Origin of the sequence: Schaalia turicensis ACS-279-V-Col4 (genome assembly GCF_000296505.1) — a bacterium.
GTDB lineage: Bacteria > Actinomycetota > Actinomycetes > Actinomycetales > Actinomycetaceae > Pauljensenia > Pauljensenia turicensis_A.
Map to the genome: position 1 here is coordinate 244,734 of NZ_JH815210.1, position 22,808 is coordinate 267,541.

General features: G+C 55.8%; 21 protein-coding genes and 1 tRNA gene. 14 read left to right on the forward strand and 8 right to left on the reverse strand.

The window, feature by feature from the left end; genetic code table 11:
* The first annotated feature begins 90 nt into the window (after positions 1-90).
* The 5 genes from HMPREF9241_RS07850 to HMPREF9241_RS07870 all read left to right on the forward strand — a co-directional run bounded on the left by HMPREF9241_RS07850 (position 91) and on the right by HMPREF9241_RS07870 (position 5,036).
* Positions 91-936 (forward strand): carbohydrate ABC transporter permease, encoded by an 846-nt coding sequence (locus tag HMPREF9241_RS07850; protein ID WP_006681757.1) that lies wholly within the window; start codon positions 91-93, stop codon positions 934-936.
* Complete coding sequence (locus HMPREF9241_RS07855) at positions 933-1,808, forward strand: carbohydrate ABC transporter permease (RefSeq protein WP_006681758.1); 876 nt, start codon at positions 933-935, stop codon at positions 1,806-1,808. The genes HMPREF9241_RS07850 and HMPREF9241_RS07855 overlap by 4 nt, the downstream gene beginning before the upstream one ends.
* Before the next feature lie 126 nt (positions 1,809-1,934).
* Positions 1,935-2,999 (forward strand): LacI family DNA-binding transcriptional regulator, encoded by a 1,065-nt coding sequence (locus HMPREF9241_RS07860; RefSeq protein WP_006681759.1) that lies wholly within the window; start codon positions 1,935-1,937, stop codon positions 2,997-2,999.
* Positions 2,996-3,667 carry a hypothetical protein gene (locus tag HMPREF9241_RS07865; RefSeq protein ID WP_006681760.1) on the forward strand — a complete coding sequence of 224 codons (672 nt, stop codon included), beginning with the start codon at positions 2,996-2,998 and terminating at the stop codon, positions 3,665-3,667. The genes HMPREF9241_RS07860 and HMPREF9241_RS07865 overlap by 4 nt, the downstream gene beginning before the upstream one ends.
* Before the next feature lie 91 nt (positions 3,668-3,758).
* On the forward strand, positions 3,759-5,036 hold the full coding sequence (locus HMPREF9241_RS07870) for an Nramp family divalent metal transporter (RefSeq protein WP_006681761.1): 1,278 nt from the start codon (positions 3,759-3,761) through the stop codon (positions 5,034-5,036).
* Between the two features lie 103 nt (positions 5,037-5,139).
* Here HMPREF9241_RS07870 and HMPREF9241_RS07875 read toward each other — a convergent pair whose 3' ends face one another.
* The gene (locus tag HMPREF9241_RS07875) at positions 5,140-5,595 is read right to left on the reverse strand and encodes a ribose-5-phosphate isomerase (protein ID WP_006681762.1); all 456 of its coding nucleotides are present in this window, start codon (positions 5,593-5,595) and stop codon (positions 5,140-5,142) included.
* Positions 5,596-5,748: 153 nt separating this feature from the next.
* Between HMPREF9241_RS07875 and HMPREF9241_RS07880 the strand changes: the two genes are divergently transcribed.
* Both HMPREF9241_RS07880 and HMPREF9241_RS07885 read left to right on the forward strand, forming a co-directional pair.
* A tRNA-Arg gene (locus tag HMPREF9241_RS07880) sits at positions 5,749-5,821 on the forward strand.
* Positions 5,822-5,978: 157 nt separating this feature from the next.
* Positions 5,979-7,418 carry a sodium:proton antiporter gene (locus tag HMPREF9241_RS07885; protein WP_006681763.1) on the forward strand — a complete coding sequence of 480 codons (1,440 nt, stop codon included), beginning with the start codon at positions 5,979-5,981 and terminating at the stop codon, positions 7,416-7,418.
* A gap of 277 nt (positions 7,419-7,695) precedes the next feature.
* Here HMPREF9241_RS07885 and HMPREF9241_RS07890 read toward each other — a convergent pair whose 3' ends face one another.
* The 4 genes from HMPREF9241_RS07890 to HMPREF9241_RS07905 form a co-directional block, all read right to left on the reverse strand.
* On the reverse strand, positions 7,696-8,514 hold the full coding sequence (locus tag HMPREF9241_RS07890) for a glycerophosphodiester phosphodiesterase family protein (RefSeq protein ID WP_006681764.1): 819 nt from the start codon (positions 8,512-8,514) through the stop codon (positions 7,696-7,698).
* Positions 8,511-9,359 (reverse strand): M23 family metallopeptidase, encoded by an 849-nt coding sequence (locus tag HMPREF9241_RS07895; RefSeq protein WP_006681765.1) that lies wholly within the window; start codon positions 9,357-9,359, stop codon positions 8,511-8,513. The genes HMPREF9241_RS07890 and HMPREF9241_RS07895 overlap by 4 nt, the downstream gene beginning before the upstream one ends.
* Before the next feature lie 124 nt (positions 9,360-9,483).
* Entirely contained in the window at positions 9,484-10,548 is a 1,065-nt protein-coding gene (locus HMPREF9241_RS07900; protein WP_006681766.1) for a hemolysin family protein, read from the reverse strand.
* Positions 10,545-11,876: a hemolysin family protein gene (locus tag HMPREF9241_RS07905; RefSeq protein WP_040318734.1), complete on the reverse strand. Its 1,332-nt coding sequence runs from the start codon at positions 11,874-11,876 to the stop codon at positions 10,545-10,547. The genes HMPREF9241_RS07900 and HMPREF9241_RS07905 overlap by 4 nt, the downstream gene beginning before the upstream one ends.
* Before the next feature lie 236 nt (positions 11,877-12,112).
* Between HMPREF9241_RS07905 and HMPREF9241_RS07910 the strand changes: the two genes are divergently transcribed.
* Positions 12,113-15,937, forward strand: a complete 3,825-nt coding sequence (locus tag HMPREF9241_RS07910) for a multifunctional oxoglutarate decarboxylase/oxoglutarate dehydrogenase thiamine pyrophosphate-binding subunit/dihydrolipoyllysine-residue succinyltransferase subunit (protein WP_006681768.1) — start codon at positions 12,113-12,115, stop codon at positions 15,935-15,937.
* A 14-nt stretch (positions 15,938-15,951) separates the two neighbouring features.
* Entirely contained in the window at positions 15,952-16,551 is a 600-nt protein-coding gene (locus HMPREF9241_RS07915; protein WP_006681769.1) for a GDSL-type esterase/lipase family protein, read from the forward strand.
* Positions 16,552-16,618: 67 nt separating this feature from the next.
* Here the strand turns inward: HMPREF9241_RS07915 and HMPREF9241_RS09810 are convergent, their stop codons facing one another.
* The 3 genes from HMPREF9241_RS09810 to HMPREF9241_RS07925 all read right to left on the reverse strand — a co-directional run bounded on the left by HMPREF9241_RS09810 (position 16,619) and on the right by HMPREF9241_RS07925 (position 17,708).
* Positions 16,619-16,693, reverse strand: coding sequence for a 50S ribosomal protein bL37 (locus HMPREF9241_RS09810; protein WP_373273797.1), 75 nt, complete (start codon positions 16,691-16,693; stop codon positions 16,619-16,621).
* 90 nt (positions 16,694-16,783) lie between these two features.
* The gene (locus HMPREF9241_RS07920) at positions 16,784-17,110 is read right to left on the reverse strand and encodes an anti-sigma factor family protein (protein WP_006681770.1); all 327 of its coding nucleotides are present in this window, start codon (positions 17,108-17,110) and stop codon (positions 16,784-16,786) included.
* A complete protein-coding gene (locus HMPREF9241_RS07925; protein ID WP_006681771.1) occupies positions 17,103-17,708 on the reverse strand; it encodes a sigma-70 family RNA polymerase sigma factor in 606 nt (201 codons plus the stop codon). Before HMPREF9241_RS07925 ends, HMPREF9241_RS07920 begins: the two co-directional genes overlap by 8 nt.
* A 134-nt stretch (positions 17,709-17,842) precedes the next feature.
* On the opposite strand from HMPREF9241_RS07925, the gene HMPREF9241_RS07930 reads away from it, so the two are divergent.
* The 5 genes from HMPREF9241_RS07930 to HMPREF9241_RS07950 are packed head-to-tail and all read left to right on the forward strand — an operon-like array spanning position 17,843 to position 22,807.
* Positions 17,843-18,337 carry a hypothetical protein gene (locus HMPREF9241_RS07930; RefSeq protein WP_006681772.1) on the forward strand — a complete coding sequence of 165 codons (495 nt, stop codon included), beginning with the start codon at positions 17,843-17,845 and terminating at the stop codon, positions 18,335-18,337.
* A complete protein-coding gene (aroA, locus tag HMPREF9241_RS07935) occupies positions 18,334-19,668 on the forward strand; it encodes a 3-phosphoshikimate 1-carboxyvinyltransferase (RefSeq protein ID WP_006681773.1) in 1,335 nt (444 codons plus the stop codon). Before HMPREF9241_RS07930 ends, aroA begins: the two co-directional genes overlap by 4 nt.
* Positions 19,658-20,728, forward strand: a complete 1,071-nt coding sequence (rsgA, locus tag HMPREF9241_RS07940; RefSeq protein ID WP_006681774.1) for a ribosome small subunit-dependent GTPase A — start codon at positions 19,658-19,660, stop codon at positions 20,726-20,728. The genes aroA and rsgA overlap by 11 nt, the downstream gene beginning before the upstream one ends.
* Before the next feature lie 9 nt (positions 20,729-20,737).
* Positions 20,738-21,535, forward strand: a complete 798-nt coding sequence (hisN, locus tag HMPREF9241_RS07945) for a histidinol-phosphatase (protein ID WP_006681775.1) — start codon at positions 20,738-20,740, stop codon at positions 21,533-21,535.
* A 51-nt stretch (positions 21,536-21,586) separates the two neighbouring features.
* Positions 21,587-22,807: a metallophosphoesterase family protein gene (locus HMPREF9241_RS07950; RefSeq protein ID WP_006681776.1), complete on the forward strand. Its 1,221-nt coding sequence runs from the start codon at positions 21,587-21,589 to the stop codon at positions 22,805-22,807.
* Position 22,808 lies beyond the last annotated feature (1 nt).

A 22,808-nucleotide genomic window follows, 5' to 3' on the forward strand; every position in this document is an offset into this window, starting at 1 on the left:
ACGCTCCGCACTAATCTGCCGAATACGGGTGTGCGGGAACCAACCGGGTCCCGCACACCCGCCTTCGCATAGTTCAAGGAAGAACTTTTCATGATTAAAGCTCTTAAGAAATTTGGGTTGCTCTTCGTCGGACCCACATTCCTTGCGTACACGCTGGCGTTCCTTGCCCCGTTCGCAATCGGTTTGTACCTGTCCTTCGCGAAGTTCACGACCGTCACCAACGCGACGTTTGTCGGCGTTCAGAACTACATTGATGCATTCAGCGACAAGCAGGGCTTCGTTACCGCTCTGATCTTCACCGCCGCCATCACAATTGTTTCCATCATTACGGTCAACGTGTTTGCATTCGCAATCGCCTACGCACTGACCCGCAAGCTCAAGGGTACGAACTTCTTCCGTACCGTCTTCTTCATGCCGAACCTGATCGGCGGCATCGTCTTGGGCTACACCTGGCAGACAATTCTGAACGCACTCTTGCTGCACTGGCAAACCACGCTGGTCACCAATGCCACCTACGGCTTCGTCGGTTTGATCATCCTGATCAACTGGCAGATGGTCGGCTACATGATGATCATCTACATCGCCGGTCTTCAGGGTGTTCCGAAGGAACTCATTGAAGCAGCTGAAATCGATGGCGCAGGAAAGTGGACGATTCTTCGTAACGTGACCATCCCGATGGTCATGCCGTCGATCACCATCTGCTTGTTCCTGACGCTTTCCAACTCGTTCAAGCTCTACGACCAGAACCTCGCATTGACGAACGGCCAACCGCTCGACATGACCGAGATGGTTGCTCTGAACATCGTTAACACATTCTACTCGCGCGTCGGTTTCGAGGGCGTTGGTCAAGCCAAGGCCGTGATCTTCTTCCTCATCGTTTCCGTGATCGCATTCATTCAGTTGCGCGCAACCCGTAGCAAGGAGGTCGAAGCGTGAGCACAAAGGCTGCCCCCATCGTTGCCACGGAAGAACGCTCTAACCCCGTCGGCAAGGCGATTCTCTACATCGTTTTGATCGCACTGACTCTGGTGTTCCTTGGCCCCCTGTTCTTCATCTTGATGAACTCGTTCAAGGGCCGTCTGTTCATCTCTGATAACCCGTTTGCTCTGCCACTGGGCGATTACTTCGCCGGTATTCAGAACTACGTGACGGGCCTCGAGCAGACCGGGTTCTTGGCCGCCGCAGGCTGGTCATTCTTCATCACGATCGGTTCTTTGATTCTGATCGTCTTCTTCTGCGCGATGACCGCGTACTACATTACGCGTGTGAAGACGTGGTGGACGAACCTGCTTTACCTCTTCTTCGTCTTCTCGATGATCGTTCCTTTCCAGATGGTCATGTTCCCGACCGTCAAGATCGCTGACATATTGCACCTCGACAACCCAATCGGCATGATCCTGCTGTACCTGGGCTTTGGTGCTCCCCTGTCGGTCTTCATCATCTCCGGCTTCGTGAAGTCAATTCCTCTGGAGATTGAAGAAGCCTCCATGATTGATGGGTGCGGTCCGGTTCAGAACTACTTCCGCATCGTTATGCCGATGCTGAAGCCCGTAATGATCACCGTCGCGATCCTCAACGCGATGTGGGTCTGGAACGACTACCTTCTGCCCTACTTGGTTATTGGCCTGTCGACCCCGTACAAGACGATCCCTGTTGTTGTTCAGCAGCTGGTCGGCTCGCGCGGTTCAAACGACATGGGCGCGTTGATGGCAATGCTCGTTCTTGCGATCATTCCGATCATCATCTTCTACCTGTCCAGCCAGAAGCACATCATTGAAGGCGTCGTCGCCGGCGCAGTCAAGGGCTGAACATACTCATGACGGACTCGCCCCTTATCTGAAGATGCGTCGCACCACACTTGATGTGACACGGCCCACGATAAGGGGCGAGCACCGTTTAACCCCCGTTTTCTAGAGAGCGAAACGAAGGCGATCATGCGAGCCTCGAATTCCCGCCCCACGATTAAAGACATCGCCAAAGTCGCCGGTGTTGGTGTGGTGACAGTGTCTCGTGCACTCAATAACAAGCCCGATATCTCCGACTCCACTCGCGAACGCATTGTGGCGCTCGCCGATCAGATGGGATATCGCCCCAACCGTCACGCTCGCTTCCTCAAGCTCTCTCACAATCCTGCGATTGCCCTGATCATCAAGGGTATCGATAATCCGTTCTTCCAACAGGTTCTCGATCCATTGGAAGCTATCGTCCGTGAAAAGAACTATCTTCTGACCGTCGTGAAGGTCCCCCACTGGGCTGACGAAGTCGAAGAGGCCACGAAGATCGTTGATGAAGAACTGATGGCGGGAGCTATTTTCCTTGGCGGCTCTTTCCGCCACGAAGCATCCGTCTTCAAGAAGTTCAACGTGCCTTTCGTGCTTTCCACGGTGTCACGTCTGCCCAAGGTTGATGATTCGGCGTATTCGTCTGTAGCCGTTGATGACCAAGAAGAAGCTACCCGCGCTGTCCAACACCTGATTGACTTGGGGCATACAACGATTGCCGCCCTTGGCGTTCCCGAAGGGGATGCTTCTGTTGGCGCCCAGCGCATCACCGGCTATCGACAGGCTCTTTCAAATGCCGGTATTCCGCTTGATGACGATCTGATTCGCTTCGAAACACGCGAGCAGATGAACCCCTACACCTACGAACACGGATATCACTTGGCGAAGCGCCTGCTTCAAGAGCGTCCCGATGTGACCGCGATTTTTGCCATCGCGGATGTTCTCGCGATTGGTGCAATGCGCGCAATTCGCGAAGCGGGTTTGTCGATTCCTGATGACATGTCCATCATTGGTTTTGACGGTATTACGATCGGCCAGTTTGTCGAACCTGAACTGACGACTGTCGTTCAGCCTCCCCTTGAGATCGCTCGCCTGACCTGCGATGTCTTATTCGAGCAGATCAATGATTCCGCACCGGTCCGCCACGTCTTTGTTCCCGCCACGATTCATGCTGGTGGCACGACTGCTCCCCTGGTTCAGAGCGGAGAAGCCAAGTGAGCTCACGTTTTGGGCCTGATTCGTCAATCGCTCAGGTGCTGTCGTGGATTGCGGCGCTTGTGATGGCGAACGTTGTCGGTTTGCTCATTTCGCTACCCGTCGTCACTTTCGGTGTGGGTCTTGGTGTGATGACGCTGGTTTCGTTGCGTTTGATTGCTTCCGAGTCCACGGCGATTGCCCCGGCCGTCGCTCAGGTTGTCCGCAAGGCAGCGTTGCCCGCGATTCTCCTTGCACTTATTGAAGGTCTTCTTTTCTCCCTACTGTTGTGGGAGTGGTCTGTGACGACGCATCTTGCTTCCCACTCAATGGCATTGATCGTTCGTGCGCTGATTGTGTTTGTGGTGCTGATTGCAGCGTTTACGCACGTGTGGGTCTGGCCGATGTTTGCTCACCGTTTGGCATACAGGGGACGCGTAAGCGTCAAAGATCTTCCGCGTTTGGCCAGCGCTGCGCTTTTGGCATCCGCGGCGAAGCTTCATCGGACTCTGTTGGCGTTGCTCGTTGTGGCTGGACCGCTTGTGCTGGCATCAATTTCACTGCCGTGGGCTATCCGTTTGCTTTTCTGGTTCGTCGTCTTCGGGATTGCCTTCGCCCAGTACGTCTGCGTGCTCGCTACCTACCCCGTGCTCTCCACCGATCAGGTTGACGAGGCTTCGAGCGAATCTTGATCCCTGGTCACGCTGGTCTAGCGTTGCTTTGGCGTGTTCATGCTCTTCATTCTTGAGTGACATCTCAATAAAAACGCGTTAGGGTTCCGGTATGCCGAAACTTGATTCTACGGAGATGCAGTCGCATACTCCAGGCACATCAAAGACCCATCACCCGTCGCTTGCGACACTGCTGGGTCCTGCATTCGTTGCGGCAATCGCCTACGTGGACCCTGGGAATGTTGCAGCAAACATTACCGCCGGCGCACGCTACAGCTACCTGCTGGTATGGGTTCTTCTAGCATCCAACCTTGCAGCAATGCTCATTCAATACTTGAGCGCAAAGCTGGGCCTAGTCACGCGGCAATCACTGCCCGCTCTTCTCGGCACACGTTTGAAAAAACGCGCACGCATTGGCTACTGGCTTCAAGCAGAAGTCGTTGCAGCCGCAACTGACTTAGCGGAAGTCATCGGCGGAGCTCTAGCACTTCACCTCCTTTTCGGGCTCCCGCTTCTTACCGGCGGAATCATTGTCGGTGTCGTTTCAACATTGTTGTTAACCCTGCAAGGTAGCGGGACACAAAAGATCTTTGAACGCGTCATCATCGGCCTTTTGGTCATCATCACAATCGGATTCCTTGCAGGACTGGCCATTGCTCCGCCAGACGGCCCGTCAGTTGTGGCCGGCCTCGTCCCCCGATTTGCTGGCACGGACTCGGTTCTCGTCGCAGCGTCCATGCTTGGCGCAACCGTGATGCCACACGCGATTTACCTGCATTCCTCGCTGGTGAACGACCACGACGAAAAAGCTCCTCGCGCGAACCTGAAACATTACTTGCGAGCAACCCGGATTGATATCGTGTGGGCACTCGGATTGGCGGGAATCGTCAACATCGGTCTGCTTCTTCTCGCAGCATCCGCACTATCAGGGGTCAGCGGAACAGACACCATTGAAGGTGCTCACACTGCAATCGCCAGTGCACTTGGACCGGTCGTTGCCATGATCTTCGCCGTTGGTCTCCTCGCGTCAGGCCTAGCATCGACATCCGTTGGCGCATACGCCGGTTCAGAAATCATGGCCGGATTGCTTCACATTCGGATCCCGCTGATTGTGCGACGACTGATCACGCTAATCCCCGCCCTCATCATCCTCGGCATAGGGGCAGAACCGACGTGGGCATTGGTCGTCTCCCAAGTCATCCTGTCCTTCGGCATTCCCTTCGCGATTCTTCCTTTGATCCGCTACACGCGCCAGCCTTCGATTATGGGCGAGCACTCGAATGCGACGATCACGCAGGTTTGTGGAACTCTGATTGCCGTCGCAATCGTGGCACTCAACATTTTCCTTGTGGCGCTGACCTTAGCTCCCTACTTCGGATTCGACATCTAGGGGCAGGCCCAACTGAGCTACTTGCCCTGTGACAACGCGAATGGGGTCCCTCGGAAAACCGAGGGACCCCATTCTATTGAGTTTCAGCGTCTAACGACACCACTCACTTTCGATGCGCTTCGTCGTAATCATCCATTTCGGAAATACGACGCTGGTGACGTTCATCTTCAGAGAACGGGGTTTCGAGGAAGGCATCGATGAATGCCAGGCACTCTTCGACGGTGTGCTGACGCGCACCAACAGAGACGACGTTCGCATTGTTGTGCTCGCGGGCAAGACGTGCGGTCGAATCATTCCACACCAGCGCAGCGCGCACACCCTTCACACGGTTCGCGGCCATCTGCTCACCATTTCCGGAGCCACCGATAACGACACCCAGAGAACCGGCATCTGCAACCACTGCTTCTGCTGCTTCAATGCAGAACGGCGGGTAGTCGTCCAGTGAGTCGTACTCATGGGCACCGTGGTCAACAACGTCGTAACCTTTTTCCTTGAGGTGCTCGACGACCTTTTCCTTCAGCTCGTAGCCAGCGTGGTCTGTTCCAATATGAACGCGCATTGTGTCCCTTCCTTGGGTATCAGCGAATCAACTCCCCTAGTATGACACTCCTCACCCCTCAGCGTCACCAGGGCGTTCGCCTATGCACGAAAGTGAAGCAGTCAAGCACCATTCTTCACCCACCATCAACCTTTGCTAGACTCAATGCGTTAAGCCCCGATAGCTCAGTGGATAGAGCGTTCGCCTCCGGAGCGAAAGGTCGCAGGTTCGAATCCTGTTCGGGGCACTTTTTGTGCCCAATCACATCTGGACGAACATTCAGGGCAAAGTGTTCACAATCATCAAAAACGGACATCTTCGGCAAGATACTGCGGTTTCACGTTAGGCTGAAACGGTACGCACGAATATGTGCCTGTCCCTAGTAATCGACGACAAGGATCCCGATGACCTTCCAATGGTGGTCTCTTCTGCCGTTCGTAGCAATGCTTGCATCCATTGCACTCTTCCCGATCATCCCCGCCACACACAAGTGGTGGGAACGTAACTCCAGCCAGCTTCTGGTTGCCCTCGTTCTAGGCCTACCCACGCTGGCATTCATGGTGTACATGATCGGAAATGAAGCGCTGATTGACGTCGGTGTTGAATACGTTCAGTTCATTGCTCTGCTTCTTTCGCTCTTCATCATCTCCGGCGGTATCCACCTTGAAGGTGATATTCGCGCAACCCCGAAGAACAACACAGTTTTCTTGGCTATCGGTGGCGCGCTTGCCTCTTTCATCGGAACGACAGGCGCCGCAATGCTCCTGATTCGCCCTCTTCTTGCGACGAATAAAGAACGTACCCACCGCGTACATACCGTGCTGTTTACAATCTTCATCGTTGCTAACTGCGGTGGCATACTGACACCTCTCGGCGACCCGCCACTATTCCTAGGCTTCTTGAACGGTGTCCCCTTCACCTGGACATTCCAGCTGTGGAAGGAATGGTTGTTCGTACTTGTGCTGATGCTCGGTATGTACTACTCGCTCGACCGTCTGCTTTACTCGTCGGAGCCTCAAGCGCAAATCGTCAGGGACGATACCCAGATCACCCCACTGCGCCTGCGCGGTGCTTTCAACCTGGTTCTTTTCGCCATTGTCATCGTCGCCGTTGCCAAGATCCCCTCGTGGAACGCTCACGAGATCATTGAAGGCCACGCGCATGGAGCAGACCTGGTGCCGTGGCGCGAGATCGTCATGCTCAGCGCCGCAACAATCTCTTACTTTGCGGGCTCTAAGAAGATCCGCTACGAGGACAATGCCTTTACGTGGGCCCCAATCCTTGAGGTTGCAGCCCTGTTCATCGGCATCTTCTCGACGATGGCTCCGGCATTGCGCTTCTTGGAGCAGGTTGCACCGCACCTCCCCCTGAACCGCGTTACCTTCTTTATCTTCACGGGCGGCCTGTCCTCGATCTTGGATAACGCCCCGACCTACATGACTTTCTTCGAAATGGCGAAGTCGCTGGGTGGCGATGGAACCCTGATCGCGGGTGTCCCCGAGTACTACTTGGTCCCGATTTCGTTGGGTGCAGTCTTCTGCGGGGCATTGACGTACATCGGCAATGGTCCGAACTTCATGGTCAAGTCAGTTGCTGACGCCGATGGCGTCGATATGCCGTCCTTCGGCGGATACGTTGTGAAAGCGTTCCAAGACTTGCTTCCGACATTGGTTGCCATGGCTTTAATCTTCGTTGCCGAATCCATGATCGCTCATCTCGCAGGTTGGGTACTGGCAGCGCTCCTCGTCGCTCAGATGGTGTGGCGAGTAAAGCTCGCCAACGACGTGGAAGCTGGAAAGCGTGAACCCGTAATCACTCACCACCACGTTGTGGCTGACCGATAACCTTTCAGCTTGAAAGACAATTCGGGGTGTGCGCCGCGCGGCGCACACCCCGAATGCGTATGTAAGTATGGGGTCAGCATCGACGTCAACAGCGGATCAAACATACAGAACCTCGCTGGCGCTCTCTGAGGTCATTCGAGGCAAAAAACCGGATCCACTCCACACGCAAACCCCACATCGTCGCCTCACACGCCCAAACCTGCCAGCTCGCGCGTAACGCAAAAGAAAACGCACCTGCATGCACATAAACGCATGAGGCGCATTCTGCTCACGACGCTCAGTCGCGCGGGTGCTGACCTCGCATCGCGCCTGGAGGAGGAAGCTCTTCCCAAAGTCCGCGATCGATCAGATAGTCGCGCAGACACTTCGGCTTATTGGTCACAAAGCCGTCGACTCCAAGAGCGATCAGCTGATTAAGATCGTCAATCTCATCGACCGTCCAGACGTGGACAGCTAAACCATGCGAATGGGCCGCCGCAACAAAACGACGATCCACAACGGTCACAGGGCCGAAGGACAGCGGAACCTGAGCGGCAACAACGCCCTGATGAGAACCTGGAATCCGCCATGTGCGCGTCTTCGTTGCGCTCTTTGCAGCCACAACCAAACGCACCACTGATTGACTACCCAACGACGTTGCAATCTGGCCCTGAGATTGCTCTCTGAGCCACTTCAGCCGACGCTCGTTAAACGATGCCAGGACAACGCGATCCTCAGCATGAGCCTGACGGACAACATCCAACAGAGGCCCCTCAACACCGGGAACCTTCGCATCGATGTTGAAGTAGAGATCCGGGAAGGTCTCAAGAGCTTCGGACAGCAACGGAATACGATCACCGTGATCGTTCGTGTACGTCTTCAACTCATCCCACGTCATCTGAGCAATCAGACCAGAACCGTTGTATACGCGATCGATCATCGGATCATGGTGGACAACAACCTTGCCATCAGCGGTCAGATGAACATCGGTTTCAATGTGGCGGATACCGAGCTGACGTGCATCAGCGAATGCCTCAAGCGAGTTTTCAGGCGCGACCTCGTTGCCTCCCCTGTGGGCAAGAATGATCGGCCCGACGCGAGAAGAAACCGGGATCATGAACAAGCCTGCTCTCCGAAATAAACTGCGCCAACTTCTTTAAGCCATGCTTCGGGATCGATGGGCTCGTCGTTGGAGTTATGGATTTCAAAGTGAAGGTGCGGGCCAGTTGACCAACCGTTGTTTCCAACGGCACCGATTACCTGTCCCGCTTCTACGGTGTCGCCCACACGGACCTTGATCTGATCCATGTACTGGTGCAGGTACGCGCTATAGAAAATGCTTCCGTCTTCACGGACGTGCTTGATCTTCACCAACGCACCGGAACGGCTGTTTTCAGAGACCTCGACGACCTCGCCGCCATACACGGCGTGTAGCGGAGTCCCCAGTGGGCCAGCCATGTCGATGCCTTCGTGCATCTGTAGCTGACCAGAAATCGGGGAAACGCGCATCAAGAACGGCGACGTGATCTCGAACGTTCCTGCTGGCATTGGCCAGTAGATCTCCGAGGATCGAACCTGGACATCTCGATTGCCCGCGGCTGTCTGGGCAGAGGGCAAGCACCTATTGAGAGTCAAAGGTGCGCGAACTCGTGTGCGAGATGCTGCGGTGACGGACCCTTCAAGGGCCTGCGATTGCGCGACGACCGTTGTCGTTGTCCAGGACTCGTCACCGGCACTAACACCAAGTGCACGCGCAGGAAGTTCAACAGAAGACTGAGCACCAACAAACCCCGACAGCGGGATCGCGACAGTCGTTGCCGTTAGCACAGCAAGAACACCGACACGAGCTACACGACGAGTAACGTGGGATTGTCTTTTGCGAGGCGTAGACGCGTCCAGATCGCTATGTCCATGAATCTGCCGACGTGACGGCAACGGACATTCAATCTTGGCTTCAGACACGCTGAACGTTCCTTTTCATCTGCTGATTTCAGGGAGTTGCCCTCGAAGTGAGTGCCCGAGTTCAACGGTTACTAACCTACATCGTATTGCCTGGCGGTTAAAGAGGTTTGGTTGAAAGTGGGAGTCATAACTCATCGCGGTCGCGAGTGATCACATCGCGTTGCAATGAGTCACGAACCTCGCCGACCAATTCTTCTAGAACATCTTCAAGGAAGAGCACGCCGATTCGTTCTCCTGCTTGGTTTTTCACCAGTGCACAGTGCGTTCCCGAACGTTGCATTGCGCGGAGCGCGTCTTCGACTTCATCGGTTGATGCAACGGTTTCCATCTTGCGGATACGCCAGGCGGGAATCGGTTGAGTGCGATTCGTAGCATCGGCATAGAGTACGTCCTTCAGGTGAATGTACCCAGCGATTTCACCGGATTGAGCAACGATCGGGAAGCGCGAGAAACCTGTTCGAGCAACTTCTTTTTCAACCTCGTCGGGGGTGACATCGGGCTCCAAAGTAACCAGGTCACCCAAAGGAACCATCGCTGACCCAGCGGTTTCGGTCGAGAATTCCAAGGTTCCCGAGAGCAAACCAAAGTCGTCACTCAAAGCTCCTTCAGCGGTCGAATATTCGACGATGGAGGCCACTTCTTCGGCTGTAAACGTTGCCGCAATTTCAGATTTAGGTTCAATTCCACGAAGTGACAGGAACCAGTTCGCCAATGAATCCATTGCATGGATAATCGGGCTGACAACGTGTCCAATTGCCACCAGAGGTGGCGCAAGAAGCAGAAGGAGTCGTGCCGGGTTTGCGATCGACACGTTCTTCGGCACCATTTCACCGAATACTACGTGCAGGAACAACACGATAATCAGTGCGACAATAAAACCAACGACGTGCGCCGACGAGGCAGGTAAGCCCAGTGAAACCAGCGGATGCTCCACGAGGTGCGCGATCGCCGGTTCTGCGACGACGCCGAGGGTTGTTGATGCGACCGTGACACCCAGCTGACAGATAGCGAGCATCAATGATACGTGTTCAAGTGCGAACATCGCCTGAGCGCTTCCGCGACGCTTTTCTTCGCAGAGAGGCTCGATCTGCGAACGGCGCGACGATGTCGTCGCAAATTCTCCGGCGACGAAGAAAGCATTCATTGCCAGCAACACAACGGTGATTCCAAGACCCCAACCGGCGCTCATAGCTGAACCTCCGGTTCTTCATCTTCCTGATCAGGCACATAGAGCGCTATCTGCATAATGCGTCGACCCTGCATGTGTTCAACTTCGAGGATCACTGAGTGCACGTCAACGCGGTCGCCAACCATTGGGATGCGTCCAAGTTGGGCCATCACGAGGCCGCCTATCGTGTCGTAGGCGTTGTCTTCAGGAAGGGCGATCCGAGTTCGTTCGAAGAGCTCATCGGGGCGCAGGGTTCCGGGGATCAGCAGAGCGCCGTCGGCACGGGTACGGATCCCGAGGCGACGCCCATCATGCTCGTCGGACACTTCACCAACGATTTCTTCGATGACGTCCTCCAAAGTGACAACACCTGCCACCCCACCGTATTCATCGACGACGATTGCCATTTGCAGGCCTTCGTCACGCAATTGCACCATCAGAGGACCAATGGGGGCTGTTTCGGGAACCGATGGAACCTCTGCCATCAGGGATGCAGACACAACGGGGACCTCGTCGCGACGCTCGAAAGGAACTCCGATGGCACGGCGCAACGAAACCAAGCCGATGATGTCATCTAAATCCTCACCGACGATCGGAAAACGTGAGTGCCCGGTTTCTCGTGAGAAGGCGACAACGTCAGATGCGACGGCGGTGTCCGGCAGGAAGTGAAGCAGCCCGCGGTCTGTCATGACGTCGGCAGCGGTGAACTCGGACAGGCGGATTGAGTTCGTCAACAACGAGGCGGTCGACGTGTCTATCGTGCCTTCTTCGGCTGAGTGTCGAACCATTGCTTCGAGTTCAGACGCTGACCGAGCAGATGAGATCTCTTCCTGAGGCTCGATGTTCACCAGTTTGAGCACCGCGTTCGCCGACCCGTTCAAAACGAAAATAATCGGCTTCATCAGCGCAGTGAAGAACATATGAAAGGGAACGACAAGACCCGCGGTTTTTAAGGGGTGAGCGAGCGCAAGGTTCTTTGGAACCAGCTCGCCAAAGAGCATTGATACGGCGTTAATGAAAACTGCCGCCACAATCGCGGCGATACCCGTGGCAAGCCCAGCCGCTAAACCAGCACTTCCGAGTGCCGTTTCAAGAAGGTCAGCGATTGTTACCTGCGTGGTGTAGCCGAGAAGAATCGTGGTCAGCGTAATACCAACTTGGGCTCCAGAGAGCTGGGTCGACAGTGTTTTCGTTGCCTTCAGGACTTCTCCGGCGGATTTGTCGCCGGCTTGGAATCGCTTTTCAACGACCGCTTGATCGAGCGCGACCAGCGAAAACTCCGCGGACACGAAAATAAATGTGCCGATTGTCAGAACGATGCCAAGCACGAGCATCGCAATAGTTGCGATCACTGCGTGACCTTACTGTTGGATGGTAAATCAGAATCCATAACCCGTTCAGTTTACCGATTCGTGCTCTGTGTAGCACAAGAATCCACTCTGTTGCCAGTTTCACCAAAAATTCTTCTTCTTTTCCCCAAAGACGCGTTCAAGCTATATCCAATCTCTATAAAATCGGGCCTAAAGACCCAGACTGTCCGTATGCTTTGCCGTAGGGTTCACGGCTGAACAGAACGGAGATTCTCGTGGCAACTGACAACGGAGCACAGCCGCAGGCAAATAATTGGTACGTCGACACCATGCGTCGCGCGTATCAGGCGGATCCAACTTCGGTTGATCCCTCGTGGCGCGCATTTTTTGCGACCGAGTCCGCTCCTCCTCAGTTGCGTGTTCCTCAGCCAACTGCCGAGGCCGCTCCGGCCGCATCGCACCCCGCCCCCGTTCAGACCGCGGTTTTCCCGCCGGCGGCCTCGTCGATCCACGATCACCCCACGACACACTTCGCACAGCCGAAAGCACGTATCTTAGCTGAATCTGTGTTCGAGGAACCCGAAGCGGACGCACCGGAAACGAACGTGGAGTCCGTGACGCGTTCTGACCTGCCCCCGGCTCCTCCGGCGCGCATCATGGAAGCAACGTCTCCCTATACACGTCAGATGCACGGCCACACCGCCGCATCACTCAACACTGATCTTGCCGAGGAAGACGAGCTCCGCATCCTCAAGGGCGTGGCACGCGCAACTGCGAAGAACATGGATGAATCCCTCTCTGTTCCCACTGCAACGTCACAGCGTCAGATACCTGCGAAGCTCCTGATTGAAAACCGCGCTCTGATCAACGCTCACTTGGCGCGCACCGTTGGTGGCAAGGTTTCCTTCACCCACCTGATTGGCTACGCCTTGGTCGAGGCTCTGTGCGAAATGCCGGATATGAACGTCCGCTATCAGATGGAAGGCACCAAGGCCGCGATCCACCGTCTAGCCCACGTCGGATTCGGCTTAGCAATTGACGTCACCAACGCCTCCGGCGGGCGTTCTCTGATGGTCCCGGTCGTCCACAAGGCAGACACCATGACCTTCATGGAATTCGTTGACGCATATCAGGATCTGGTCAAGCGTGCGCGCACCGGCGATCTTGGTACCGCTGACTTCCAAGGGGCAACCGTTACTCTGACAAACCCTGGAACAATCGGTACAACAACATCTGTTCCTCGCCTAATGAAGGGGCAGGGCCTCATTATCGGTGTTGGCGCAACCGACTACCCCGCCGAATACCGCGGAGTTTCCCCGCGCAAGCTGGCAGCAATGGGCATCGGCAAAACCATGTTTATGTCGTCGACCTACGACCACCGCATTATTCAAGGTGCGGCCTCCGGCCAGTTCCTCGCGCTCATCGATAAAAAGCTGTCGGGTCTGGATGGATTCTACGAACGCGTTTTCTCTTCACTTCACATCCCCCAGTACCCCTACGCCTGGGAAGCGGACCACGAGTATGACGTCGAGCGTGAGAAGGGGAAGCCCGCGCGCATCGTAGAGCTGATCCACGCATTCCGCTCACGCGGTCACCTTGCCGCAGACACGGACCCGTTGGCATACCGCGTGCGCCGCCACCCCGACCTGGATATCACCCAGTACGGCCTGTCCGTATGGGACCTCGATCGTCCCTTCCCGACCGGCGGATTCGGTGGCCAACAGCAAATGTTGCTACGCGATATCCTGACTCGCCTGTCCGACACGTACACGCGTAGCGTCGGCATTGAATACATGCATATTCAGGATCCCGAGCAACGACAGTGGGTCCAGCACCGCATCGAACTCCCCTACGAAGTTCCCACTCCAGTTGAACAGCGTCGAATTCTGTCGACGCTGATCCGCGCCGAAGCGTTCGAAGAGTTCCTTCAGACCAAGTTCATGGGACAGAAGCGTTTCTCCCTTGAAGGTGGCGAGTCACTGATCCCGCTTCTTGATGAGATCCTTGCACGATCGGCACGAGAAGGTATCCACGAAGTTGCGATCGGAATGGCGCACCGTGGCCGACTGAATGTTCTGGCGAATATTGCTGGCAAGTCCTACGCGCAGATCTTCTCCGAGTTTGAAGGAAACCAAGATACTTCATCGGTTCAGGGCTCCGGCGACGTGAAGTATCACCTAGGAACCTGGGGCGTCTACACTTTGGAAGACGGTGTGGCAACGAAGGTGTACATGGGCGCTAACCCATCGCACCTCGAGGCCGCCGACGCCGTCCTAGAAGGCATTGTCCGCGCCAAGCAGGAAGTGCTTGGCGATGAAAGCCTGCCAATTATCCCTGTTCTGGTTCACGGCGACGCCGCGTTCATTGGCCAAGGTGTTGTCCAGGAAACCTTCAATATGAGCCAGCTGACCGGTTACAAGACCGGTGGCACGATCCACGTGATCGTGAACAACCAGATTGGCTTCACAACCGGACCAACGTCTGGCCGTTCGACCCGCTATCCCACCGACCTTGCCAAGGGCCTCCAGGTACCGATCCTCCATGTGAACGGCGACGATCCGGAAGCTGTTGTCCGCATGGCAGCACTCGCCTTCGAGTACCGCAATACGTTCCATAAGGACGTCATCATCGACATGGTCTGCTATCGCCGTCGCGGTCACAACGAAGGTGATGACCCGTCGATGACCCAGCCCGTCATGTACGGATTGATTAATAAGATCCCGTCGACACGCACCGTTTACACGCGGAACCTCGTTGGTCGTCACCAACTGACAGAAGACGAGGCCCTCGCTTCGGCGACCGCGTACGAGAACGAGCTCTCGCGCATCCTGTCCGAAACTCGCGAAAACGGGTGGGCACCGCAAGATGATGCTGAGAAGGAAAGCGCCGGCTGGTTGATGCCCGACTCTCAGTTGCCCGGTTCCGGCATGATGATTGGCTGGCACTCAGCAACAACGACGGAAGAAATCCGCCGCATCGGTGACGCTCACGTTTCCTTCCCGCCCGGCTTTACCCCGCATCCGAAGATGGCTCAGCTCTGCGAGCGACGCCAAGAAATGGCCTACGGGAAGCGTCCCATTGACTGGGGATTCGGCGAACTCTTGGCTCTTGGCACACTGCTGATGGAGGGAACGCCCGTTCGTTTCTCGGGTGAAGACGCACGTCGCGCGACCTTCGTCCAGCGCCACGCTGTTCTTCACGACAACACGAACGGCCGTGAATTCACACCGCTTCAGTTCCTGACCCCAACGCAGGCGAAGTTCGATATCTTCGACTCTCCCCTGTCGGAGTATGCGGTGCTCGCATACGACTACGGTTATTCGGTGGAACGTCCCGATGCTCTGACCGTCTGGGAAGCACAGTTCGGTGACTTCGCGAACGGCGCGCAGCCCGTCATCGATGAGTTCGTGTGCTCCGCCGAGCAGAAGTGGGGCCAGCGTTCTTCCTTGGTGATGATGCTTCCCCACGGTTTCGAAGGTCAGGGTCCCGACCACTCGTCGGCGCGTATCGAGCGTTACCTGCAGTTGGCTGCCCAGGACAATATGTGGATCGTTCAGCCGTCTACTCCGGCTAACCACTTCCATATGTTGCGTCAGCAAGCCTATCGACGCCCGCGTAAGCCTCTGATTGCCTTCACGCCCAAGCAACTGCTCCGTCTTGCCGCCGCAACTTCTAAGATTGAAGACTTCACATCTGGGACCTTTAGACCAATCATCGGTGAAGTTGATCCGTCGATTGATGCAACGCAGGTCACCAGGGTCTTGATCTGTTCCGGACGCATTTACTATGACCTTGTTAAGGAACGCAAAGCGCGTGGCGATCGTTCAACGGCGATCATTCGTCTTGAACAGTTCTACCCGCTTCCCGCCCAGGAGCTTGCTTTAGAGCTTGCCCGCTACCCGCACGCAGAAATTATGTGGGTTCAGGATGAGCCGAAGAACCAAGGTCCCTGGCCGTTCCTGGCACTCAATATGTTCATGGAGTTTGAACGTCCTGTTCGCCTTGTCTCTCGCCCCGAATCGGCAACAACCGCAGCCGGTCGAGGATCGGATCACAAGCGGCAGAACGTCGAACTCATGGCAGCAGCATTTGCTCGCTGACTCGAGGGAACCCAATGAGACTTTGCGTTATCGGAGACGAACTGGTCACTGGAACTGGTGACCCGCGAGCGCTCGGCTGGATTGGTCGCGTGCTTGCTCGATCAGAGTTTGCAACGGCTCCAACGGTGATGACATTGGGCGTTCCCGGGGAATCCACGAATAGCCTGGCAGCGCGTTGGGAATCGGAAGTCGGGCTCCGCTTGGGTGCCGAAGGACCTCGCGGTTTGATTGTCGGTGTTGGTACCGCTGATATTTCAGCGGGTTTAAGCTCGGCTCGTTCGCGCTTGAATCTGGCGAATATCACCGATCGTGCTGCCTCGCTGGGGATTCCTTGCTTCGTGGTGGGACCTCCACCTCTTGCCGGGAGTGATTCTTCGTCGGTTGCTCAGCTTTCCCGTTCGATGAGTGAAGTATGCCAGCGCCGTGGCCTTCCTTACGTTGATACGTACACTCCCCTTGTTGCGCACGATCAGTGGTTTGAAGACATGGCAGCCTCGAGGGCGCGAACGGATTCAGGGCTGACGCTTCCCGGCCAGTCCGGATACGCCTTGATGGCGTGGCTCGTACTGCATTCAGGGTGGTACGAATGGACGGGTGCGACGCCTCGCGAGTAATGCGAAGGAAACTGATAAAACAAAATGCCCGGAGGCTTTAGCCTCCGGGCATTGCGTTAAAGACGGCTCATGCGTTTGGACGCTTGCCGTGGTTCGCACCGTGCTTCTTACGATCGCGACGCTTGCGGCCCCTCTTCGACATGTTGATCTCCTCAAGTTTTGAATTCAACCCTGACAGTTTCCCATAAAAACAGCGGTTAAGCCAACAGGCTGACCGTCCTAGCGACACACGTCACTGCCCTGACGTTTCGACATATACAGATGTTGTTTCAACCTGAACCGATGAGAGGCGAGCAAGCAGACGGGCTTCGAATCCTTCGGGAAGAGGCTCGTCATCGAAGAAGTGTCGCAACGCGGTTCGCACATGGCGTTCATGGTCTAATTCTTGGGCGCAGTGCTCGCATCCAGAAGCATGCGCGATCAAGGCAAGGCGTTCGCGTTCGCAGGGGCCTTCGACTGTTCCGGTATCAATGAGCGAGCGACGTTCTTCGCATTCTTCACAATCCACCAGGGCGAAGAGCGCTTCTCGGAACGCGTCGCATCCGATGGCTTCACTCATTGTTATCTCCTGTAATTCCATATTCTTTGGCAAGGTCTGCGAGTGTTCGGCGCAGGCTTGCTCGGCCTCTAGAGAGACGCGACATGACGGTTCCAATCGGAATGTCGAGTATGTCGGCAATCTCTTTGTAGCTGAGCGATTCAACATCGGCGAGTACAACAACTGCTCGCTGTTCGTCGCTCAGGCTGTGTAATGCTTCTTGAATTTGTGTTGACGGAATCCGAGCGAGAGCCTCGGTTTCCGCCGATTTCAAAGCAACTGAGTCGTGAGAAGCTGCTTGCATGAGCTGCCAGTCTTCAACGTCTTCGTTAGGCGAGTGTTTGGGTCGACGTTGCGCTTTGCGATATTCGGAGATGAAGGTGTTCGTCAGTATCCGGTAGAGCCAGGCTTTCAGATTGGTGCCTTGGGCGTATTGATGGAACTTCGCATATGCGCGAAGATAGGTCTCTTGTACGAGGTCTTCAGCGTCTGTTCTGTTACCTGTCAGTCGCAGTGCTGCGCGGAAGAGCATTTTTTCGTACGGGATGGCATCGCGGACGAATGTCTGATCTAGTTCCACTTCTACAAAGGGACGAGAAGCGTTGTCGAAAGTAGTCATCGCTCTTAAGGGTAAGCGTTGGAGACCCAAATCGTGTGGTTCATACGTCTGTAAACGCGTGCGGACGAGGTTTGTATTCCATAATCAAGCGCGTTGTGGCTCACGAAAACCGCTTTTCATCGGACAATAGAAGCATGAATCTTCTTCGTGCATGTGCAAGGCCAGCTTTGGCGCTTCCCGCCCTCCTCGATGGCATTTCAGCTCTGCGTGAGCCTGAAGTGCACGTCGAGCGCGCTCACGTTGTCCGTCCGCTGATGGATACGGTGGCGGGCGAGGCCGCTCCCACCGATGAGCAGCTGACTGTTGCGACGCGGGTTTTAGGTGGCGTGATGCTGGGTGCAGCCACATGTTTTGCTCTTGGTAAGGCTCCTCGGACAAGCGCTACGGTTCTTGCGACTATTTCGATTCCGATGGCTCTTGTGAATCATCCGCTGTGGACTGCTCGTAGTCGCGCTGAGCGCCGTGAAATGACCTCTGGAATGGCATCCCGTTTCGCACTTGCTGGAGCATATGCGCTGGCCAGCACGGATCGCGTGGGTGCCCCGTCAGTGTCATGGCGAGTCAATCAGTGGCAGGCACGCCGTGCCCTAGAACGTGAGAAAGCTCTGGCGACAAAGGTTTCCGCTTGACTTCCCGCCTATGGCAGGCGCCCGTAGCATCGGGCACGTTAGATGCAACTATTGAGATCCCCGGGTCGAAGTCGCTGTCGGCTCGTGAGCTTTATCTTGCAGCGACCGCTGATTCTCCTTCTTCACTGACCGGGGTTCTTGATTCGCGGGATACTCGATTGTTTATAGACGCCCTTCGACTGTTGGGCGCTGACATTGAGTTTTCCGGCACCTCGGCGCACGTTGTCCCTCTTGATCCTCAAGCGCCAGAGCACACCGATGAGATCTCCATCGATTGTGGGCTTTCCGGCACGGTGATGCGTTTTATTCCGCCCTTGGCTGCGCTCAACAGTCGGATCACTCATTTCGATGGTGATGAGGGCGCTCGTCTACGCCCCCTCAAGCCACTCCTGGACGCTCTTGCGCAGTGTGGTGCCACGATCACCTACCACGGCGAAGAAGGATTCCTGCCTTTCACTATTCAAGGACCACTCCGCCTTCCGGCGGGAGCAACAATCACGGTCGATGCTTGCGCATCATCACAATTCGTGTCATCCCTGCTGTTGGTTGCGCCTATGCTCAGCCATCCTGTAACGATCAGTGCACTCGGTAAAGTCGTTTCGCTCCCCCACATTGAAATGACCTGTCAGACCATGCGAGCGCGCGGATGCGATGTCGAGGAAATAGACGAAGGTGCCCCCGCGTTCCATTCCTGGCATGTCATCAACGAACGGCCGCGCGGCCTCGTCAATTCGATCGAACCCGACCTGTCGAATGCTGGCCCCTTCCTCGCAGCCGCACTGGTGTGTGGCGGAAAGGTGACGATCCCGCATTGGCCCGCCGAAACGACGCAGGCCGGTGACGCATGGCGCGACATTCTTCCACGGCTGGGAGCCGACGTTACTCTGCACGATGGCGCACTGACTGTGAGCGCGAAGGCCGGCCATATTCGCGGAATCGACGTGGATCTGGCAGACGTCGGGGAACTCACGCCGACGATTGCTGCGCTCACCGTTTTCGCTGATTCACCTTCGTTTCTACGAGGTATCGGTCATCTGCGAGGTCACGAAACTGACCGTCTAGCCGCTTTGGCAACAGAACTGCGGGCATGTGGTTGCCAGGTCGATGAGGGGACAGATTATCTGGCGATCACTCCCCCCACCACTCCAACGCCCGCGCTCCACCACGCCTATGCCGACCACCGAATGGCCACCTTCGCGGCAATCCTAGGATTGGGAATTCCGGGCACAACGCTGGACGATATTGCGTGCACATCAAAGACATTGCCCGATTTCCCTTTCATGTGGGCATCGCTTGTCGCTTCAAGCAAGGAGGCTTCCATTGAGGCGTGACACTGGAACCGACGATCCGCGCGTCAAAGTTCGCGCAGGAAAGTCAAAGCGTCCACGAACAAAAATTCGCCCAGATTGGTCTACTTCACCGCTCGGGCACGTCATTGCTATTGATCGTGGGCGATACCGCGTCAGGATGGAGGACGCGACAACTCTGAATGCTGTTCGCGCCAAAGAGCTGAAGCGCGGATCGGTGATCATGGGTGACCGCGTGCGCGTAACCGGGGACGTTTCGGGACGCGTCGATACGCTGGCTCGAATTGTCGCCGTCGAAGAACGCACTTCCATCCTTCGCCGGTCATTGGAAGATGCACCCGACCAACGCGGAGAAAAGGCGATTGTCGCGAACGCGGACACTATGTGTATCGTCGTCGCGCTGGCCGATCCGCCACCTCGAACCGGCATGATTGACCGATGTTTGGTGGCCGCATATGAAGCCGGAATGACCCCCATCCTCTGCCTCACGAAGTCCGATCTTGGCGTCCCAAGCGAGCTTCTTGCGACCTATACTCCATTTGGCTTCCGCATTATTGTTACGCAGGCGCTTGAGGGTGGTAAGGCCACTCCCACTGAGGGGCTCGGGGCATTAAAGGGCGAGCTTGCGGGTCATTTCTCCGTGCTTGTCGGGCATTCGGGTGTCGGAAAGTCAACGCTGATCAATGCGCTGGTTCCTGATGCTCACCGCAGTGTCGGGCACGTCAATGAAGTGACGGGACGGGGACGCCATACGTCCACTTCCTCCGAAGCATTCGAACTGCCCGAGGGCGGATGGATTATGGACACGCCCGGCGTCCGTTCTTTCGGCCTGGGGCACGTAGACGAAGAAGACGTTCTGGGAGTATTCCCGGAAGTTGCAGAAGCAACCTCGTGGTGCCTCCCCCTCTGTTCCCACGCGGAGGGCGAACCGAGTTGCGCAATCGACGCTTGGGTGCGTGGCGAGGCCCCGTTTGAGGCTGTCTGTCATGAAGACTCTGCGCGTCGCAACGCTATGGCACTGTCAGCGCGTCGCCTGCTTGATGCCGTTAACGCGGCAAAGCAAGCGTCACGCGATGCGCGCTAGAGTGAAGACATGCCTGAGTCTCGTTACGCTGATGATCTGAAAATAGCATTGGATCTTGCTGATCACGCTGATAAAATCACAATGGCGCGCTTTCAAGCATCTGATCTTGTTGTTGAGTCAAAGCCTGATCTCACGCCCGTGTCAGACGCGGATCGTGGTGTCGAAGACATGATCCGCACTGCGTTAGCGACTCGCCGCCCAGATGATGCGATCTACGGAGAAGAACGCGGTTCGTCTGGGGCGGGGACGCGACGTTGGATCATTGACCCGATCGATGGCACGAAGAACTTTGTGCGCAATGTCCCCGTGTGGGCGACATTGATTGCACTGGTTGATGGTTCCGATGTTGTTGTCGGTGTTGTGTCGGCGCCTGCGTTGGGACGACGCTGGTGGGCATCCCAAGGTGGCGGAGCATGGGAACAGTTTGGCTCGAATGCCCCTCATACTCTGCACGTTTCCACAATCAATGCCCTGTCGGAGGCGTCGCTATCGTATTCGTCGCTGACGGGTTGGCAGCAAGTTGGGCGGATCGACGAGTTCGTTGATTTGCACGCTCGCGTTTGGCGCACGCGCGCCTACGGTGATTTCTTCAGCTACATGCTGGTCGCCACCGGCGCTGTTGACGTCGCTTGTGAACCTGAGCTTGAGCTTTATGACATGGCCGCGCTGGTGCCAATTGTGACTGAAGCAGGTGGGCGCTTTACGTCTTTGTCCGGAGTAGCAGGCCCCTGGGGAGCGAATGCACTCGCATCAAACGGCTTGCTTCACGACCAGATTCTTGATCATTTCCACTGGCCAAAGGACTAATCCGTCGAGAGTGCAATTCGGTTTGTACACGGTATGCCTCACACTAGAAGCATGCAGATTCTTCACACATCGGATTGGCACGTTGGGCGCACGCTTCACGGCGAGTCCCTATCTGACTCCATTGATGCCTTCTTTACCTGGTTAAAGGAACTGGTTATCCAGCGCAAAGTCGATGTTGTTCTGATTAGTGGCGATGTTTTTGACCGTAGCGTCCCACCGGTTCATGCAGTACGCCAGTTGTCCCGCTACTTGACCGATTTGGCTGGTCATACGCGCATTATTCTGACGTCCGGGAATCACGATGGCCCCATTCGTTTGGGAATGTTCTCTGATCTTCTCAGCGATTCACTTGTCATAGAGACTGAACCGGAACGAATCGGCACTGCGATTGAGTGTGGCACTTTCGACGACGGTGCGTTGATCTATCCCGTGCCTTATCTTGAACCTGACCTTGTTCGTCAGATCCTGTCCGATCAAGAGATCGATGAAGAAACCTCACTGCCTGTTCCCCTGGCGCGCTCACACGAAGCCGTAATGGGGGCAGCGCTGCGTCGAATCCATAACGACCTGCGTAAACGCCGCGCTCAGGGTGATGTGCGTCCGGCGATTGCGATGCCTCATGCATTTATCACCGGCGGTAGCGCATCGGATTCAGAGCGCAATATCGAAGTCGGTGGCGTTGCTCATGTGCCGGCGGGAATCTTTGACACGCTTGGCGGGAAAAACGCACCGGTGGCACACCTTGCATACGTCGCAGCTGGGCACCTGCACCGTCCTCAACAGATTTCAGGAACCGTTGTTCCCGTGTTCTATTCGGGTTCACCAGTCGCATATTCTTTCTCGGAATATCGGGTAACCAAGCGCGTGTACTTGCTGGACACCGATGCAGTGGACGAAGCGGGATACCTTCACCCGCAGCCGATTGCTATTCCTGTTCATCGTTCGATTGCTGTTCTACGCGGAACGATGGATCAGCTGATCACCGACCCTGACCCGAATGATCAAGCATCCTATTGCTCCATCACGGTGACCGATGATCTTCGACCCGATCGTATGATCCCACGGTTGAAAACGATCTATCCGTACGCGTTGATCATCCAGCACGAGTCATCGCTTACTCCGCCGTCTCACACGGGAGTATCTGCGGTTTCGTCTCGTAGCGATACTGAAATCTCTCTCGAGTTTTTTGAGCTCTTAGGCGGAGCAAAACTCACCGACACCGAGAGAGGCATCATTCAAGACACGTGGGAACAAGTAAGGAAGCAGGCCTGAT

Coding starts and splice junctions, on each gene's coding strand:
- HMPREF9241_RS07850 (WP_006681757.1), top strand. CDS start 91: ATGATTAAAGCTCTTAAGAAATTTGGGTTGCTCTTCGTCGGACCCACA.
- HMPREF9241_RS07860 (WP_006681759.1), top strand. CDS start 1,935: ATGCGAGCCTCGAATTCCCGCCCCACGATTAAAGACATCGCCAAAGTC.
- HMPREF9241_RS07870 (WP_006681761.1), top strand. CDS start 3,759: ATGCCGAAACTTGATTCTACGGAGATGCAGTCGCATACTCCAGGCACA.
- HMPREF9241_RS07875 (WP_006681762.1), bottom strand. CDS start 5,595: ATGCGCGTTCATATTGGAACAGACCACGCTGGCTACGAGCTGAAGGAA.
- HMPREF9241_RS07885 (WP_006681763.1), top strand. CDS start 5,979: ATGACCTTCCAATGGTGGTCTCTTCTGCCGTTCGTAGCAATGCTTGCA.
- HMPREF9241_RS07890 (WP_006681764.1), bottom strand. CDS start 8,514: ATGATCCCGGTTTCTTCTCGCGTCGGGCCGATCATTCTTGCCCACAGG.
- HMPREF9241_RS07900 (WP_006681766.1), bottom strand. CDS start 10,548: ATGAGCGCCGGTTGGGGTCTTGGAATCACCGTTGTGTTGCTGGCAATG.
- HMPREF9241_RS07915 (WP_006681769.1), top strand. CDS start 15,952: ATGAGACTTTGCGTTATCGGAGACGAACTGGTCACTGGAACTGGTGAC.
- HMPREF9241_RS07920 (WP_006681770.1), bottom strand. CDS start 17,110: ATGAGTGAAGCCATCGGATGCGACGCGTTCCGAGAAGCGCTCTTCGCC.
- HMPREF9241_RS07925 (WP_006681771.1), bottom strand. CDS start 17,708: ATGACTACTTTCGACAACGCTTCTCGTCCCTTTGTAGAAGTGGAACTA.
- HMPREF9241_RS07930 (WP_006681772.1), top strand. CDS start 17,843: ATGAATCTTCTTCGTGCATGTGCAAGGCCAGCTTTGGCGCTTCCCGCC.
- hisN (WP_006681775.1), top strand. CDS start 20,738: ATGCCTGAGTCTCGTTACGCTGATGATCTGAAAATAGCATTGGATCTT.
- HMPREF9241_RS07950 (WP_006681776.1), top strand. CDS start 21,587: ATGCAGATTCTTCACACATCGGATTGGCACGTTGGGCGCACGCTTCAC.